Here is a 15,310-nt window from a genome sequence, read left to right on the forward strand (position 1 = left end):
AAAAGCAAGCAGCGCCCTGAAACCTAACCTTGTGCAGCCACTCTCTCAGCTTGGCTCTGTAACTTGTTGAGAGCACTTAAGTATGCTTTTGCCGACGCCACCACGATGTCGGGATCGGCCCCCACACCGTTGACCACGCGGCCGGCATTCTGCAAGCGCACCGTCACCTCGCCCTGGCTCTCCGTCGATCCGCTGATCGCATTGACCGAATAGAGCACCATCTCGGCCCCGCTCCGGACGTGGGCCTCGATGGCTTTCAGCGAGGCATCGACCGGACCGTTCCCTTCGGACTCGCCGGTCACTTCCCTGCCCTGCACCGTGAACACGATCCGGGCCTGGGGCCGCTCGCCGGTTTCACTGTGTTGCGACAAGGAGACGAAGCCAAACTGCTCTGCAACGTGCGAGAGCTCCTCCGCGCTGACCAGCGCGAGGATGTCTTCGTCGAAAATCTCGCTTTTCCGGTCGGCCAGCTCCTTGAAGCGAGAAAAGGCCGCGTTGATGTCCGCCTCGCTCTCCATGGTCACGCCCAGGTCCTGCAGCCGCTGCTTGAAGGCGTTGCGGCCGCTGAGCTTGCCCAGCACGATCTTGTTGGCGGTCCAGCCCACGTCCTCGGCCCGCATGATCTCGTAGGTGTCGCGTGCCTTGAGCACGCCGTCCTGGTGGATGCCCGAGGCATGGGCGAAGGCGTTGGCGCCCACCACGGCCTTGTTGGGCTGCACCACGAAGCCGGTGGTCTGGCTGACCATGCGGCTGGCCGCCACGATGTGCCGCGTGTCGATGCCCATCTCGAGGCCGAAGTAGTCCTTGCGGGTCTTGACCGCCATCACGATCTCTTCAAGCGAGCAGTTGCCGGCCCGCTCGCCGAGGCCATTGATGGTGCATTCCACCTGCCGTGCGCCGCCGATCTTGACGCCGGCCAGCGAATTGGCCACCGCCATCCCGAGGTCGTTGTGGCAGTGCACCGACCAGATCGCGCGGTCGCTGTTCGGGATGCGCTCGCGCAGTGACTTGATGAAATTGCCGTAGAGCTCGGGAATCGCGTAGCCGACCGTGTCGGGCACGTTGATGGTGGTCGCGCCCTCGGCGATCACGGCCTCGAGCACGCGGCACAGGTAATCGGGGTCGCTGCGGTAGCCGTCCTCGGGGCTGAACTCGACGTCGGCCACGAGGTTGCGCGCGAAGCGCACCGCCAGCTTCGCCTGCTCGAACACCTGGTCGGGCGTCATGCGCAGCTTCTTCTCCATGTGCAGCGGCGATGTCGCGATGAAGGTGTGGATGCGGCCGTTGGCCGCGCCCTTGAGCGCCTCGGCGGCACGCGAGATGTCGCGGTCGTTGGCGCGCGACAGCCCGCAGACGGTCGACTCCCTGATCGCGCTGGCAATCGCGCTGACGGCGTCGAAGTCGCCGTTCGAGCTGGCCGGGAAGCCGGCCTCGATCACGTCGACCCGCAGCCGCTCCAGCTGGCGCGCGATGCGCAGCTTCTCGTCCTTGGTCATGGACGCACCGGGCGACTGTTCGCCGTCGCGCAGGGTGGTGTCGAAAATGATCAGCTTGTCGGTCATCGTGGTCTCCTTCGAATGCGCCCGGGCGGCCGACGGTGCGGGTCCGTTGGCCGCCCGGGCGTGGGCGCCTGTGCGTTGCGTCCGTTGCTTATGCGGGCTCGGCCACCGATTGTGCGCTGCGCGCGCCCTGCCCCCGGGACCGGATCAGGCCCGAGACGATCGCCTTCAGCGAGGCCGAGATGATGTTCGCGTCGATGCCGACGCCGAACAGCGTCACCGCCTCGTCGACGCGCAGCTCGAGGTAGGCCACCGCGCGCGCGTCGGCGCCGGCGCCGATCGCATGCTGGTGGTAGTCGATCACGCGCACCGCGTGACCCGTCGCACCGGCCAGCGCATGGATGAAGGCATCGATCGGCCCGTTGCCGCGGCCCTCGATCGGGCGCATCTTGCCGTCCCAGGGCAGCTCGGCTCGCAGTTGAACGGTTGCCGTGGCGCCCTCGCCCTGCTCTTCGAGCACCTGGTGCTGCGGGCCGTTGCCGTCGCGGATGCCGTATTCGCGCTCGAACAGCGCGTAGAGATCGGCCGCCGTGAGTTCCTTGCCGGCGACGTCCATCACGCGCTGCACGGTCTGGCTGAACTCCATCTGCAGGCGGCGCGGCAGCTCGAGGCCGTACTCGCTCTCGAGCAGGTAGGCGATGCCGCCCTTGCCGGACTGGCTGTTGACGCGGATCACCGCCTCGTAGCTTCGGCCGACGTCCTTCGGATCGATCGGCAGGTAGGGCATGTCCCAGATGTCGCCGTCCTTGCGGGCGCCGAAGGCCTTCTTGATCGCATCCTGGTGCGAGCCGGAGAACGAGGTGTAGACCAGGTCGCCCACGTAGGGATGACGCGGATGCACCGGCAGCTGATTGCAGTGCTCGACGATGGCGCGGATCTCGTCGATGTTGGAGAAGTCGAGCCCGGGCGAGACGCCCTGCGTGTAGAGGTTGAGCGCGACGTTCACGAGGTCGAGGTTGCCAGTGCGCTCGCCGTTGCCGAACAGGCAGCCTTCGAGTCGGTCGGCACCGGCCATCACCGCGAACTCGCCGGCCGCCGTCCCGGTGCCGCGGTCGTTGTGGGGATGCACCGACAGCACGATCGAATCGCGGCGCGCGAGGTTGCGATGCATCCACTCGATCATGTCGGCGAAGACATTCGGCGTCGAATGCTCGACGGTCGACGGCAGGTTGACGATGCACTTGCGCTCGGGCGTCGGCGCCCAGACCTCGGTCACCGCATCGACCACGCGCTTGGAGAAGGCCAGGTCAGTGCCCGAGAACATCTCGGGCGAATACTGAAAGGTCCACTGCGTGCCCGGCTGCTTCGCGGCGATCGTGTTGAACATGCGCGCATGGGTGGTCGCGAGCTCGACGATCTGGTCCTCGTCCATGCCGAGCACCACGCGGCGCATGATGGGCGCCACCGCGTTGTAGAGATGCACGATCGCCCGCGGCGCGCCCTGCAGGGCCTCGAAGGTGCGCTCGATAAGGTGGTCGCGCGCCTGCGTGAGCACCTGGATCGTGACGTCGTCCGGGATGCGGTCTTCCTCGATCAGCTTGCGCACGAAGTCGAACTCGACCTGCGAGGCCGAGGGGAAGCCGACCTCGATCTCCTTGAAGCCGATCGCCACCAGCGCCTCGAACATCTTCATCTTGCGCGCGATGTCCATCGGCTCCACCAGCGCCTGGTTGCCGTCGCGCAGGTCGGTCGACAGCCAGATCGGCGCCCGGGTCAGCACGGCATCGGGCCAGGTGCGGTCCTTCAAGGCAATCGGGGCGAAGGCGCGGTACTTGCGGTCGGGTTGCTTCAACATCTTGGATTTCTCGCTGTGGTTGGGAATCCACCAGCAACCCCAAACAAAACGGCCCGTTGCTGGTGCGAACGGGCCGAGGTGAGGGATTTGCGCGCGCGCTCTACCGTCTCCGCCCGAAGGGGATCAGTAGTAGGGCCAGCGAAATCTTGTTCATGGAAGGAGCGACTTTAGCACAGGCCGGGCTCAGTTGTGCAGTCCGCGTTCGTCGGGCTCGTCGGTGGAAATACTGATCACGCTCACCTGCTGCCCCTTGGCCTTGCGCCAGGCATAGACCACGAAGCCGCTCAGGCCGTAGGCCACGAAGCAGCCGAAGAGCACGGTCGGCGGATGGATGTTGATGACCGCGATGCCGAGCGCGATCAGCACGATCACGGCAAAGGGCACGCTCTTCTTCATCTGCACGTCCTTGAAGCTGTAGAACGGCGCGTTGGTCACCATCGAAAGGCCGGCGTAGAGCGTGAAGGCGAAGGTGATCCAGGTGATCTGGGTCCACGACAGGTACAGCACCTCGCCGCCGCGCTTGCCCCATTCGGTCATGAGCCAGATGAAGCCCGCCACCAGCGCAGCCGCCGCGGGCGACGGCAGGCCCTGGAACCAGCGCTTGTCGACCACGCCGGTGTTGACGTTGAAGCGTGCCAGCCGCAGCGCCGCGCAGGCACAGTAGACGAAGGCCGCGATCCAGCCCCAGCGGCCCAGGCCCTTGAGCGACCATTCGTAGGCGATCAGCGCCGGCGCGGCGCCGAAGGACACCATGTCCGAAAGGGAATCCATCTGCTCGCCGAAGGCGCTCTGGGTGTTGGTCATGCGCGCCACGCGACCATCGAGGCTGTCGAGGATCATCGCCGCGAAGACGCCGAGCGCGGCGAGATCGAAGCGCGCGTTCATGGCCATCACGACCGAGTAGAAGCCGCCGAACAGCGCCGCCAGCGTGAACAGGTTGGGCAGGATGTAGATGCCCTTGCGCCGCTTGCGCGTGGGGACTTCGTCGGGGAGCGTGTCGTCATGCATGGGCTCGGCCTCCGGTCTGAAAGGCGGGCGGATTCGAGGCAGGACGGAGGGTTGCGGACATCGGTGGCAGTGTAGTTCAGGCGCCAGCTGGCGCCGCCATGAAAAAGGGCCACCGCAGGGTGGCCCTTCGCGACGGGACGAGCCCGATCAGTTGCGGGTCTGGTCGACCAGCTTGTTCTTCTTGATCCAGGGCATCATCGCGCGCAGCTGCTCGCCGACGACCTCGATCTGATGCTCGGCATTGATGCGGCGGCGGCTGATCAGCGCCGGCTGGCCGGCAGCGGCCTCGAGCACGAAGCTCTTCGCGTATTCGCCGGTCTGGATGTCCTTCAGGACCTGCTTCATGACCTTCTTGGTCTCTTCGGTCACGATGCGCGGGCCCGTGACGTACTCGCCGTATTCGGCGTTGTTCGAGATCGAGTAGTTCATGTTGGCGATGCCGCCTTCGTAGATCAGGTCGACGATCAGCTTGAGCTCGTGCAGGCATTCGAAGTACGCCATCTCGGGCGCGTAGCCGGCTTCCACCAGCGTCTCGAAGCCGGCCTTGATCAGCTCGACGGTGCCGCCGCACAGGACGGCCTGCTCGCCGAACAGGTCGGTCTCGGTCTCTTCGCGGAAGTTGGTCTCGATGATGCCGGCCTTGCCGCCGCCATTGGCGGTGGCGTAGCTCAGGGCCAGGTCGCGCGCCTTGCCGGACTTGTCCTGGTGAACGGCCACGAGGTGGGGCACGCCGCCGCCCTGCGTGTAGGTGCTGCGCACGGTGTGGCCCGGGGCCTTGGGCGCGACCATCCAGACGTCGAGGTCGGCGCGCGGCTGCACGAAGCCGTAGTGCACGTTGAAGCCGTGGGCGAAGACCAGCGAGGCGCCTTCCTTGATGTTCGGCGCGACGTCGTTCTTGTAGACGCTGGCGATCTGCTCGTCGGGCAGCAGGATCATGACGACATCGGCGGACTTCACCGCGTCGGCCACTTCGGCGACCTTGAGGCCGGCCTTGCCGACCTTGTCCCAGGAGGCGCCGCCCTTGCGCAGGCCGACCACGACCTTCACGCCGCTGTCGTTGAGGTTCTGCGCGTGCGCATGGCCCTGGCTGCCGTAGCCGATGATCGCGACGGTCTTGCCCTTGATGAGGCTGAGGTCGGCGTCCTTGTCGTAATAAACCTTCATGAGAGTGCTCCTTCGTTGATCCGGTGGTGGTGTGTGTGGATGGGTTGGGTTCAGACGCGCAGGATGCGCTCGCCGCGGCCGATGCCGCTGGCGCCGGTACGGACCGTCTCGAGGATCGCCGCGCGGTCGATGGCTTCGAGAAAGGCGTCGTTCTTGCCGTGATCGCCGGTGAGCTCGATGGTGTAGCTCTTGTCGGTCACGTCGATGATGCGGCCGCGGAAGATCTCGGCCATGCGCATCATCTCTTCGCGCTCCTTGCCGACCGCGCGCACCTTCACCATCATGAGCTCGCGCTCGGTGTAGGCGCCTTCGGTCAGGTCGACCACCTTGACGACCTCGATCAGCCGGTTCAGGTGCTTGGTGATCTGCTCGATCACGTCGTCCGAGCCGGCGGTGACGATGGTCATGCGCGAGAGGCTCGGATCCTCGGTCGGCGCGACGGTCAGCGATTCGATGTTGTAGCCGCGGGCCGAGAACAGGCCGACCACGCGCGAAAGTGCTCCGGGCTCGTTCTCGAGCAGCACCGCGATGATGTGTTTCATGTCGTATGGACTCCTCTTTTCGCCGCCCTCCCCCGTGCACGGTAATGCGCGGGCTCGACGGACAATAGATTCGCCAGAAGTAGGTGGATGAGGGGCCGGCCCAGGCAATGGACCGGCGTCGTTCGTAAGGCCTAGAGATCCTCGGAGCCGAGCAGCATCTCGGTGATGCCCATGCCGGCCTTGACCATCGGGAACACGTTCTCGGTCGGGTCGGTGCGGAAGTCCATGAACACGGTGCGGTCCTTGAGCTTGCGCGCCTCGCGCAGCGCCGGTTCGACGTCCTGCGGGCGTTCGATCAGCAGGCCGACGTGCCCGTAGGCCTCGGCCAGCTTCACGAAGTTCGGCAGCGCGTCCATGTAGCTGTGGCTGTAGCGGCCCGAATACTCGATCTCCTGCCACTGCCGCACCATGCCGAGGTAGCGGTTGTTGAGCGAGCAGATCTTGATCGGGGTGTTGTATTGCAGACAGGTCGACAGTTCCTGGATGTTCATCTGCACCGAGCCTTCGCCCGTGATGCAGAACACCTCGGACTCGGGCTTCGCGAGCTTGATCCCCATGGCGTAGGGAATGCCCACGCCCATGGTGCCCAGGCCGCCGGAGTTGATCCAGCGCCGCGGCTCGTCGAAGCGGTAGTACTGCGCGGCCCACATCTGGTGCTGCCCGACGTCGGACGTGACGTAGGTATCCGCGTCCTTGGTCATGTTCCAGAGCGTCTCGACCACGTACTGCGGCTTGATGACGTCCTTGTTGCCGCGGTCGTACTTCAGGCAGTCCTTGCTGCGCCAGGCCTCGATGGTTTCCCACCAGTTCGCGAGCGCGCCGGCGTCGGGCCGGGTCGTGCTTTCGCGGATCATCGAGATCAGCTCGGTCAGCACGTCCTTGACGTCGCCCACGATCGGGATGTCGACCTTCACGCGCTTGGAAATGCTCGACGGATCGATGTCGACGTGGATGATCTTGCGTTCGTTCTGTGCGAAATGCTTCGGGTTGCCGATCACGCGGTCGTCGAAACGGGCGCCGACGGCCAGCAGCACGTCGCAGTTCTGCATCGCGTTGTTGGCTTCGATGGTGCCGTGCATGCCCAGCATGCCGAGGAACTTGCGGTCGCTGGCCGGGTAGGCGCCCAGGCCCATCAGCGTGTTGGTGACCGGATAGCCCAGCATGTCGACCAGCGTGCGCAGCTCGTTGGTGGCATTGCCGAGCAGCACGCCGCCGCCGGTATAGATGTAGGGCCGCTTGGCGGCCAGCAGCAGCTGAAGCGCCTTGCGGATCTGCCCGCCATGGCCCTTGCGCACCGGGTTGTACGAGCGCATCTCGACCTTGTCGGGGTAACCGCTGTAGGGCGTCTTCTTGAAGGAGACGTCCTTTGGCACGTCGACCACCACCGGGCCCGGACGGCCGGTGCGTGCGATGTGGAAGGCCTTCTTCATCGTCATCGCCAGATCCTTGGGATCCTTGACGAGGAAGTTGTGCTTGACGATGGGCCGCGTGATGCCGACCGTGTCGCATTCCTGGAAGGCGTCGAGGCCGATGGCGGCGGTCGGCACCTGGCCCGAGATGATCACCATCGGGATCGAATCCATGTAGGCCGTCGCGATGCCGGTGACCGCGTTGGTCAGCCCGGGACCGGAGGTGACCAGCGCCACGCCGACTTCGCCGGTCGCGCGCGCATAGCCGTCGGCCGCGTGCACCGCTGCCTGCTCGTGCCGGACCAGCACGTGCTGGATGGTGTCCTGCTTGTAGAACGCGTCGTAGATGTAGAGAACCGCGCCGCCCGGGTAGCCCCAGACATAGTTGACGCCTTCGGCCTGCAGTGCCTTGACCAGCACTTCGGCGCCCATGAGTTCTTGGGTTTGGTTGCCCATCCCGGAGGATGCAGCGGCTGCGGAAGCGATTTCCGCCTTGGAGATTTCCATGATGAACCTTTGTGTTTTTTCGGGAACGAAAAACCTTGGGTGCCCCTTCGCCAGCTCTTTTGAAGCCGCGTCGGGACTTGAGGCCAAAGCCATGGGCGGATGAGTGATACCGCCGGACCTTGACCCGTTTGCCTTTTGACTTGCAAGGCGGATTATGACATCTCCCGGACCCGTTCCTGCCCCAACCGAGTCCCGCACGGCTCGGAGGCATAATTCGCGGCGATAAAAATCGAATGTCGCAGAGACACTTTCCCCACGTGGCGCAGCACCTGCGCCGGACTCCGCCGGACTCGCTTGGCAACTGAAAAAGAACTTTCCGATTTCCTGAAAAGCGTCGAACGACGGGCCTTCAAGCGCTCCGTCTACCACGTTCGGGACGAGGAAGCGGCGCTCGACATCGTGCAAGACAGCATGATGAAGCTCGCCGAGCACTACGGCGACAAGCCGGCCAACGAGCTGCCGATGCTGTTCCAGCGCATCCTGTCGAACTGCACGCTCGACTGGTTCCGGCGCCAAAAGACCCGCCGCGCGCTGTTCTCCAACCTGAGCGACTTCGAATCCATCGACGACGATGGCGATTTCGACCTGCTCGAGCACGTCAACGTGCCCGCCGACACTCGCCAGAGCGAGAGCGCCGAGGACACGACCCGCCGGGCCCAGGTGTTCCGCGAGATCGAGGAAGAGATCGCAGCCCTTCCCGGGCGTCAACGCGAGGCCTTCCTGATGCGTTACTGGGAAGAAATGGACGTCGCCGAGACTGCCGCCGCCATGGGTTGCTCCGAAGGGAGCGTCAAGACCCACTGTTCGCGCGCCGTGCATGCCTTGAGCAAGGCGCTCAAAGCCAAGGGAATTTCGCTATGAACACGACCACACCTGCCCCGGATGGCGCAGCCGCTGCTTTCGAGGAGCGGTTCGGACGCCGGGTTGCCGCTCGCCTGACGGCCGGCAGCCTCGAGTTGCCGCACGAGTTCGGCGAACGGCTGCGCGCCGCCCGCATGCAGGCGATCGCCCAGCGCAAGACCGTGCCCCAGTTGCGCACGGCCCCGGCGGTCGTGCCCAGCGGCGGCGCCGCTGCACTCGGCGGTGGGGGCTGGTGGTGGACCCGCATCGGCGCCGTCGTGCCGCTGGTGGCCCTGGTGGCGGGATTGATGGCGATCAGCGCGATCCAGGACGACCGCCGCACCAACGAGCTCGCCGAAGTCGATTCGGCGCTGCTGACGGACGACCTGCCGCCGGCCGCCTACACAGACCCCGGCTTCGCCCAGTATTTGAAGACCAACGATTCCGCCGGACGCTGATACTCCTGCGCATGCCGAGCCAACTCCCCTTCATCGCGCCATCCCGGCCGCCGGCGTCGAAACCCGCGCCCTGCGGGCTCATGGCGCTCGCCGGACTGCTGGCGATGGCCACGGCCGGTGCGCTGCTGGCCGCCACGGGGGCCCAGGCGCAGCAACAGAGCGCTTCCCCCAAGGCCGCAGCCAACGTCGCGGCGAAGCCCACCACCATCGCCAAGCCGGCCTGGCGCGACCTCGGAGCCCCGCAGCAGAAGGCCCTCGAGCCGCTGGCTTCGACCTGGGACGACCTGACCGAACCGCACAAGCGCAAGTGGCTCGTGATCGTGCGCGACTACGACGGAATGTCGACCTCGGACCAGGAAGTCCTGCACAGCCGCATGAAGGCCTGGGCCCGCCTCAGCAACCGCGAGCGCGACCAGGCCCGCCTCAACTTCGGTGCCGCCAAGCAACTGCCTGCCGACGAGCGCAAGGCCAAGTGGGAGGCCTACCAGGCACTCAGCGACGAGGAGAAGGGCAAGCTCGCAGCGCGTGCCGGCCCGGTCGCCGCGCCCGGAGCGGCCGCCACGATCCGCCCGGTGCCGGCACAGAAGCTGGCGCCGGTCCCGACCGCCGGCCCCGACGCGCAACACACGCCGCGCATCCTGCTCGCACCGCCGGTCGTGGCCGCACGACCGCAAGCGCCTGCCGCGTCGGCACCGGTCTCCGCCGAGGCCCAGGTGCCCCCGCCGGCACCGAGCACGCCCGCGGGTGAGGCCCCGACAGCCTCGTCCACGCTGCGCCACAACGACGCGGCCGCCCCGGTGCCTGCTTCGGCCCCCTGACGCTTCGAATGGCATCCCGCATCTCCCGTCGCGCCGCGGCGCCACCGGCCGTCGCCAGCGACGACTCCGCATCCACCACCACCGCCGTCACCGATCCGCGCACGCCCGGCCTCTGGCGCCGCATGGCCTGCTGGCTGTACGAAGGCATGCTGCTGTTCGCCGTCGTGTTCGTGGCCGGCTGGCTGTTCAGCACGCTGGGCCAGATGCGCGACGCCATGGATTCGCGCCGCCACCTGCTGCAGGCCTTCCTGTTCGTGGTCTTCGGCGTCTACTTCGTCTACTTCTGGACTCGCGGCCAGACCCTGGCCATGAAGACCTGGGGCATCCGCGTGGTCGATCGCGCCGGCCGGCCGGTCGGCCAGGGCCGCGCCCTGCTGCGCTACCTCTTGAGCTGGCTCTGGTTCCTGCCGCCGCTGGCGCTGATCGCGCCCTTCCGCCTCGGCGGCGGCGAGGCCGTGGTGCTGGTTCTCGGCTGGGTCGCGGTCTGGGCACTGCTCGCGCGCTTTCATCCCGAACGCCAGTTCTGGCACGACGCCCTGGCCGGGACGCGGCTGATCGCCTCGCCGCCGATGAGCCGTCGGTGACCGGCGACCGATCCGTGCGCGAAGCCGATTCCGCCAATCCGCAGGCCTTGAGGCGCGGAATCGTGCGCATCTGGCATGCGACGCTGATCTCGCTCAACGGCTTTCGCGCCGCCTGGCGCGAGGCCGCCTTCCGCCAGGAAGTGCTGTGCGCCATCGTGATGATCCCGGCCGCGTTCTGGGTCGGCCGCGCCTGGGTCGAGGTGGCGCTGCTGATCGCGACCGTCGTCCTGGTGCTGGTCGTCGAACTGCTCAACAGCGCAGTCGAGGCCGCGATCGACCGCATCGGCCCCGAATGGCATGCGCTGTCGAAGGCCGCCAAGGACATCGGCAGTGCCGCGGTGCTGCTGTCGATCCTGCTGTGCAGCGGGATCTGGCTGACAGCGCTGTGGCAGCGCTTCGCGGCATGATCGACACATGACAACTCCCGATTTCTCGATTTGCGTCTATTGCGGCTCGCGCCCGGGCGAGCGCCCCGAACACACGGCGCTGGCCCGCACGGTCGGCCGCTGGATCGGCGAACGCGGCGGCCAACTGGTCTACGGCGGCGGCCGCACCGGCCTGATGGGCACGGTGGCCGAGGCCACGCGTGAAGCCGGCGGCCGCGTCGTCGGCATCATTCCCAAGGCGCTGGTCGACCGCGAACTGGCCAACCGGCTGAGCGACGAACTGCACGTGGTCGACACCATGCACGAGCGCAAGGCCATGATGGGCGAGCGTGCCGACGCCTTCCTCGCCCTGCCGGGCGGCATCGGCACCTTCGAGGAGCTGTTCGAGATCTGGACCTGGCGCCAGCTCGGCTATCACGACAAGCCGGTCGGCATCCTCAACGCCGGCGGCTACTACGACGGCATGCTGGCATTCCTCGCCCACAGCGTCGCCGAAGGCTTCATGAGTGATTGGCAGATGGGCCTGGTACGCACCGGCACCGATGCAATCCCGCTGCTCGAGGCCCTGGAAGAAGAGGCCCGGCAGCACCCCGGTGGAGACAAGCTAGGCGAGGTCCTATAGGGAAAAGGGCCGGCGCAGCCAGGCCATGTTCGCGAGACACCGCGGAACTGGCTCCGCCAGGCCGCAGGTGTCGCCCCCGGAAGGGGGTGGGCGGCTACACGAAGTGAGCCAACCTGGGGGCGAACCTACACAGCCGCTTCGTCTTCCTCACCGGTGCGGATGCGCACCACGCGCTCCACGTTGGTAACGAAGATCTTGCCGTCGCCGATCTTGCCGGTGCGCGCGGCACTCACGATGGCATCGACGCAGCGCTCGACGTCGGCCTCGTTGACCACGACCTCGACGCGCATCTTGGGCAGGAAGTCGACGACGTATTCGGCACCCCGGTAGAGCTCGGTGTGACCCTTCTGCCGGCCGAAGCCCTTGACCTCCGTCACCGTGAGGCCGGTGACGCCGACCTCGGCCAGCGCCTCGCGCACGTCGTCGAGCTTGAAGGGTTTGAGGATGGCTGTGATTTGCTTCATGAGGTCTTTCTCCCGACGGTTGCATTGATTATGTCATCGGCCTTGCACACGAGTGGCTTGCAAGCCCCACGCCACGCGCTGTCGCGCGGACTGTTACCCTCGGCAAGCGATGCGCCAAGGTTCTTCTCTCACCGGTCTTTTCGACTCCGTCTTTCCCGGGCCCCGGGCACAGGCCTACCTGCTGCTGGTGTTCACGACACTGATCTGGGGCGCCAATGCGGTCGCTGCGCGGCTCGCGGTCGGCGAGATCTCGCCGATGACGCTGACCTTCGCGCGCTGGATCGTCTGCTGCGCGGCGCTGTACTTCGCAGCCCGGCAGCAGATCGCCCAGCACTGGCGCTCGCTGCTGCCCTCCTGGCGCTCGATCGCGCTCATGGGCGCACTCGGCTTCACGGGCTTCAATGCGCTCTTCTATGCAGCCGCGCACCATACGACCGCGATCAACATCGCGATCATCCAGGGCACCATTCCGGTGCTGGTGCTGATCGGCAGCGTGCTGCTCTTCTCGACCCGCGTGTCGGCGCTGCAGATCCTGGGCGTGCTGATCACGCTCGGCGGCATCGCGGTGGTTGCGTCGCAGGGACAGGTCTCGCGGCTCGCCGGTCTGGAGTTCAACATGGGCGACGTCTGGATCGTCGTCGCCTGCCTTCTCTACGCCGGCTATGCACTGGGGCTGCGGCGGCGTCCGGCAGTGCCGGCCATGGTCTTCTTCGCTGCCACGGCTGCCGTGGCCTGCATCGTCTCGCTGCCACTGGTCGCGGCGGAAATCGCGCTCGGGCATTTCGTCGTGCCGACCGCCAAAGGCCTGGCGCTGGTCGTGTTCGTCGGCCTGCTGCCGAGCTTCATCTCGCAGATCACCTTCATCCACGCCGTGACCCTGATCGGGCCGGCCCGGGCCGGCGTATTCCTGAACCTGGTGCCGGTCTTCGGGCCGCTGCTCGCGGTGCTGATCCTCGGCGAGCCGCTCTCCGCCTACCACGCGCTAGCACTCGCGCTGGTGCTGGGCGGCATCTACATCGCCGAGTCCTTCGGACCCCGGTCATCGCCGACTCCACGACCTTGACCGCCCCGACCCTGCGCATCCACAGTTCGCCCGCCGAGATCGACGCCGGCGCCTGGGACCGGCTGCTCGCGCTGCAGCCGGCGCCCTCGCCTTTCATGCGCCACGCCTACCTCGACGCGCTCGACGCCAGCGGCAGCGCATCGCCCGCGAGCGGCTGGACGCCGCAGTTCCTCACGCTGTGGCGCGGCAGGACGCTGATCGCGGCCTGTCCGCTCTACCTCAAGGACCACTCCTACGGCGAATACGTGTTCGACTGGGCCTGGGCCAATGCCTACGAGCAGCACGGCCTCGCGTACTACCCGAAGGCCGTGGCCGCGGTGCCGTTCACGCCGGTGCCCGGCGCGCGGGTGCTGGCCCGCGACGCAGAGAGCCGCGCTCTCATGGTGCGGGCCGCGATCGCCTGGTGCAAGGAGCAGCAGCTCTCTTCGCTGCACCTGCTGTTCGGTGCCGACGAGGACATCGCCGCCTGTACGGATGCCGGCCTGATGGTGCGCCATACGGTGCAGTTCCACTGGACGAACACGGCTCCGGCCCCGGGCACCGACGCTGGCCCGCTGCCCACCGAGGCGACGCGATCCCCACCCGAGTCGCGCGGCGCCGCTTCGGGTTGGGCAGATTTCGAAGGCTTCCTCGCGAGCCTCTCCCACGACAAGCGCAAGAAGATCCGCCAGGAGCGGCGCAAGGTCCGCGATGCCGGCGTGACCTTCCGCTGGGCGCGCGGCAGCGACATCGAAGCCGCCGACTGGGACTTCTTCTATCGCTGCTATGCACGCACCTACCGCGAGCACGGCAACGCGCCCTACCTGCAGCGGGACTTTTTCCATCGCATGGCAGCCACCATGCCCGAGGCCTGGCTGCTGTTCGTCGCCGAGCGCGAGGGCCGGCCGATCGCCAGCAGCCTCATCGCGCTGTCGGCCGGCGCGGGCGGCGACGCCGGCGATGCGCAGCCGTCGGTGGCCTACGGCCGCTACTGGGGCGCGCTCGAGCGCGTCGACTGCCTGCACTTCGAGGCCTGCTACTACCAGCCGCTCGAGTGGTGCATCGCGCATGGCGTCGGGCGCTTCGAGGGCGGCGCGCAGGGCGAGCACAAGATGGCACGCGCGCTGATGCCGGTGCGCACCACGAGCGCCCACTGGCTCGCGCATCCGGCGTTTGCCGATGCGGTCGAACGCTTCCTGGAGCGCGAAGGCGAAGGCATCGGGAACTACATGGACCACCTGGGTGAGCGCAGCCCCTTTCGCCACAGCAGCGCAGCGGATCCGAAAGCCGCGTCGGACGCGCCATGAAAGCAGAACGCCCCGCGGCAGCAGCCGCGAGGCGTGTCGATCGAGCCGGCGGCGCCTACTTCTTGAAGTTAGCGATGCCGTCCATGATCTCCTTCTTGGCGGCGTCGATGCCTTCCCAGCCCAGCACCTTGACCCACTTGCCGGCCTCGAGGTCCTTGTAGTGCTCGAAGAAGTGCGTGATGGCCTTCAGGCGCATCGGGTTCACGTCCTCGACCTTCTTCCAGTGGCTGTAGATCGGCAGCACCTTGTCCGTCGGCACGGCCAGCACCTTGCCGTCGACACCGGCCTCGTCTTCCATCATGAGGATGCCGATCGGGCGGCACGGCACGACCACGCCGGGCACCAGCGCCCAGGGCGTGATCACGAGCACGTCGACCGGGTCGCCGTCGCCCGACAGCGTCTGCGGCACGTAGCCGTAGTTGGTTGGGTAATGCATCGCGGTGGTCATGAAGCGGTCGACGAAGATCGCGCCCGATTCCTTGTCGACCTCGTACTTGATCGGGTCGGCGTTCATCGGGATCTCGATGACGACGTTGAAGGCTTCTGGAGCGTCTTTGCCGGGGGAAACTTTGCCGAGGGACATGGTTTGTCTGGGTGTAGTTGAAAGTGGTTACCGGGATGCGGACAAACCCGAAGTTTACTTTCCATGTCACGGCACGGTCGCACACGAAGTCGCTTTTGCCTGTAAATTGCCCACGTTGGCCAATCGGTTTCGAGCACTTCGCGGCTCGGAGCTTCGAGGAAGCAACGCGGCGGAAGCACTTTCCCGTACGCGTTGCGCACAGGGTCGGGCTTTCGTCTCCAT

General features: G+C 66.6%; 16 protein-coding genes. 8 read left to right on the forward strand and 8 right to left on the reverse strand.

The window, feature by feature from the left end; all coding sequences use genetic code 11:
• Positions 1–23: 23 nt before the first annotated feature.
• The 6 genes from QTH87_RS13685 to QTH87_RS13710 all read right to left on the reverse strand — a co-directional run bounded on the left by QTH87_RS13685 (position 24) and on the right by QTH87_RS13710 (position 7,984).
• Positions 24–1,562 (reverse strand): 2-isopropylmalate synthase, encoded by a 1,539-nt coding sequence (locus QTH87_RS13685; protein WP_286609724.1) that lies wholly within the window; start codon positions 1,560–1,562, stop codon positions 24–26.
• Between the two features lie 88 nt (positions 1,563–1,650).
• A complete protein-coding gene (gene leuA, locus QTH87_RS13690) occupies positions 1,651–3,354 on the reverse strand; it encodes a 2-isopropylmalate synthase (RefSeq protein WP_286609725.1) in 1,704 nt (567 codons plus the stop codon).
• 183 nt (positions 3,355–3,537) lie between these two features.
• Positions 3,538–4,362, reverse strand: a complete 825-nt coding sequence (gene pssA / locus QTH87_RS13695; protein ID WP_286609726.1) for a CDP-diacylglycerol--serine O-phosphatidyltransferase — start codon at positions 4,360–4,362, stop codon at positions 3,538–3,540.
• A 147-nt stretch (positions 4,363–4,509) separates the two neighbouring features.
• Positions 4,510–5,526: a ketol-acid reductoisomerase gene (ilvC, locus tag QTH87_RS13700; RefSeq protein WP_286609728.1), complete on the reverse strand. Its 1,017-nt coding sequence runs from the start codon at positions 5,524–5,526 to the stop codon at positions 4,510–4,512.
• Positions 5,527–5,576: 50 nt separating this feature from the next.
• Positions 5,577–6,068 (reverse strand): acetolactate synthase small subunit, encoded by a 492-nt coding sequence (gene ilvN / locus QTH87_RS13705; protein ID WP_158722722.1) that lies wholly within the window; start codon positions 6,066–6,068, stop codon positions 5,577–5,579.
• 131 nt (positions 6,069–6,199) lie between these two features.
• A complete protein-coding gene (locus QTH87_RS13710) occupies positions 6,200–7,984 on the reverse strand; it encodes an acetolactate synthase 3 catalytic subunit (protein WP_286609731.1) in 1,785 nt (594 codons plus the stop codon).
• Between the two features lie 294 nt (positions 7,985–8,278).
• Here QTH87_RS13710 and QTH87_RS13715 point away from each other — a divergent pair, with 294 nt between their 5' ends.
• The 6 genes from QTH87_RS13715 (at position 8,279) to QTH87_RS13740 (ending at position 11,692) form a co-directional block, all read left to right on the forward strand.
• Positions 8,279–8,845, forward strand: coding sequence for an RNA polymerase sigma factor (locus tag QTH87_RS13715; RefSeq protein WP_286609733.1), 567 nt, complete (start codon positions 8,279–8,281; stop codon positions 8,843–8,845).
• A complete protein-coding gene (locus tag QTH87_RS13720; protein WP_286609735.1) occupies positions 8,842–9,282 on the forward strand; it encodes a DUF3619 family protein in 441 nt (146 codons plus the stop codon). Before QTH87_RS13715 ends, QTH87_RS13720 begins: the two co-directional genes overlap by 4 nt.
• Before the next feature lie 11 nt (positions 9,283–9,293).
• On the forward strand, positions 9,294–10,100 hold the full coding sequence (locus QTH87_RS13725; protein WP_286609736.1) for a DUF3106 domain-containing protein: 807 nt from the start codon (positions 9,294–9,296) through the stop codon (positions 10,098–10,100).
• Between the two features lie 122 nt (positions 10,101–10,222).
• Positions 10,223–10,684 (forward strand): RDD family protein, encoded by a 462-nt coding sequence (locus tag QTH87_RS13730; RefSeq protein WP_286610396.1) that lies wholly within the window; start codon positions 10,223–10,225, stop codon positions 10,682–10,684.
• Positions 10,681–11,091, forward strand: a complete 411-nt coding sequence (locus tag QTH87_RS13735; protein WP_286609738.1) for a diacylglycerol kinase — start codon at positions 10,681–10,683, stop codon at positions 11,089–11,091. Before QTH87_RS13730 ends, QTH87_RS13735 begins: the two co-directional genes overlap by 4 nt.
• A gap of 7 nt (positions 11,092–11,098) precedes the next feature.
• A complete protein-coding gene (locus tag QTH87_RS13740) occupies positions 11,099–11,692 on the forward strand; it encodes an LOG family protein (RefSeq protein WP_286609740.1) in 594 nt (197 codons plus the stop codon).
• 125 nt (positions 11,693–11,817) lie between these two features.
• Here the strand turns inward: QTH87_RS13740 and QTH87_RS13745 are convergent, their stop codons facing one another.
• On the reverse strand, positions 11,818–12,156 hold the full coding sequence (locus tag QTH87_RS13745; RefSeq protein ID WP_286368035.1) for a P-II family nitrogen regulator: 339 nt from the start codon (positions 12,154–12,156) through the stop codon (positions 11,818–11,820).
• Between the two features lie 109 nt (positions 12,157–12,265).
• On the opposite strand from QTH87_RS13745, the gene QTH87_RS13750 reads away from it, so the two are divergent.
• Both QTH87_RS13750 and QTH87_RS13755 read left to right on the forward strand, forming a co-directional pair.
• The gene (locus QTH87_RS13750; protein ID WP_286609742.1) at positions 12,266–13,219 is read left to right on the forward strand and encodes a DMT family transporter; all 954 of its coding nucleotides are present in this window, start codon (positions 12,266–12,268) and stop codon (positions 13,217–13,219) included.
• Positions 13,216–14,505 carry a GNAT family N-acetyltransferase gene (locus tag QTH87_RS13755; protein ID WP_286609743.1) on the forward strand — a complete coding sequence of 430 codons (1,290 nt, stop codon included), beginning with the start codon at positions 13,216–13,218 and terminating at the stop codon, positions 14,503–14,505. Before QTH87_RS13750 ends, QTH87_RS13755 begins: the two co-directional genes overlap by 4 nt.
• 55 nt (positions 14,506–14,560) lie before the next feature.
• On the opposite strand, the gene ppa is transcribed toward QTH87_RS13755, so the two are convergent.
• The gene (ppa, locus tag QTH87_RS13760) at positions 14,561–15,088 is read right to left on the reverse strand and encodes an inorganic diphosphatase (protein WP_286368039.1); all 528 of its coding nucleotides are present in this window, start codon (positions 15,086–15,088) and stop codon (positions 14,561–14,563) included.
• Between the last annotated feature and the right edge of the window lie 222 nt (positions 15,089–15,310).

It is taken from the genome of Variovorax jilinensis (genome assembly GCF_030316885.1).
Taxonomy (GTDB): domain Bacteria; phylum Pseudomonadota; class Gammaproteobacteria; order Burkholderiales; family Burkholderiaceae_C; genus Variovorax; species Variovorax jilinensis.

Bases quoted from the DNA above. Each gene is read 5' to 3' on its own strand.
- QTH87_RS13685 (WP_286609724.1), bottom strand. From the start codon at position 1,562: ATGACCGACAAGCTGATCATTTTCGACACCACCCTGCGCGACGGCGAA.
- leuA (WP_286609725.1), bottom strand. From the start codon at position 3,354: ATGTTGAAGCAACCCGACCGCAAGTACCGCGCCTTCGCCCCGATTGCC.
- pssA (WP_286609726.1), bottom strand. From the start codon at position 4,362: ATGCATGACGACACGCTCCCCGACGAAGTCCCCACGCGCAAGCGGCGC.
- ilvC (WP_286609728.1), bottom strand. From the start codon at position 5,526: ATGAAGGTTTATTACGACAAGGACGCCGACCTCAGCCTCATCAAGGGC.
- ilvN (WP_158722722.1), bottom strand. From the start codon at position 6,068: ATGAAACACATCATCGCGGTGCTGCTCGAGAACGAGCCCGGAGCACTT.
- QTH87_RS13710 (WP_286609731.1), bottom strand. From the start codon at position 7,984: ATGGAAATCTCCAAGGCGGAAATCGCTTCCGCAGCCGCTGCATCCTCC.
- QTH87_RS13720 (WP_286609735.1), top strand. From the start codon at position 8,842: ATGAACACGACCACACCTGCCCCGGATGGCGCAGCCGCTGCTTTCGAG.
- QTH87_RS13725 (WP_286609736.1), top strand. From the start codon at position 9,294: ATGCCGAGCCAACTCCCCTTCATCGCGCCATCCCGGCCGCCGGCGTCG.
- QTH87_RS13730 (WP_286610396.1), top strand. From the start codon at position 10,223: ATGGCCTGCTGGCTGTACGAAGGCATGCTGCTGTTCGCCGTCGTGTTC.
- QTH87_RS13740 (WP_286609740.1), top strand. From the start codon at position 11,099: ATGACAACTCCCGATTTCTCGATTTGCGTCTATTGCGGCTCGCGCCCG.
- QTH87_RS13745 (WP_286368035.1), bottom strand. From the start codon at position 12,156: ATGAAGCAAATCACAGCCATCCTCAAACCCTTCAAGCTCGACGACGTG.
- QTH87_RS13750 (WP_286609742.1), top strand. From the start codon at position 12,266: ATGCGCCAAGGTTCTTCTCTCACCGGTCTTTTCGACTCCGTCTTTCCC.
- ppa (WP_286368039.1), bottom strand. From the start codon at position 15,088: ATGTCCCTCGGCAAAGTTTCCCCCGGCAAAGACGCTCCAGAAGCCTTC.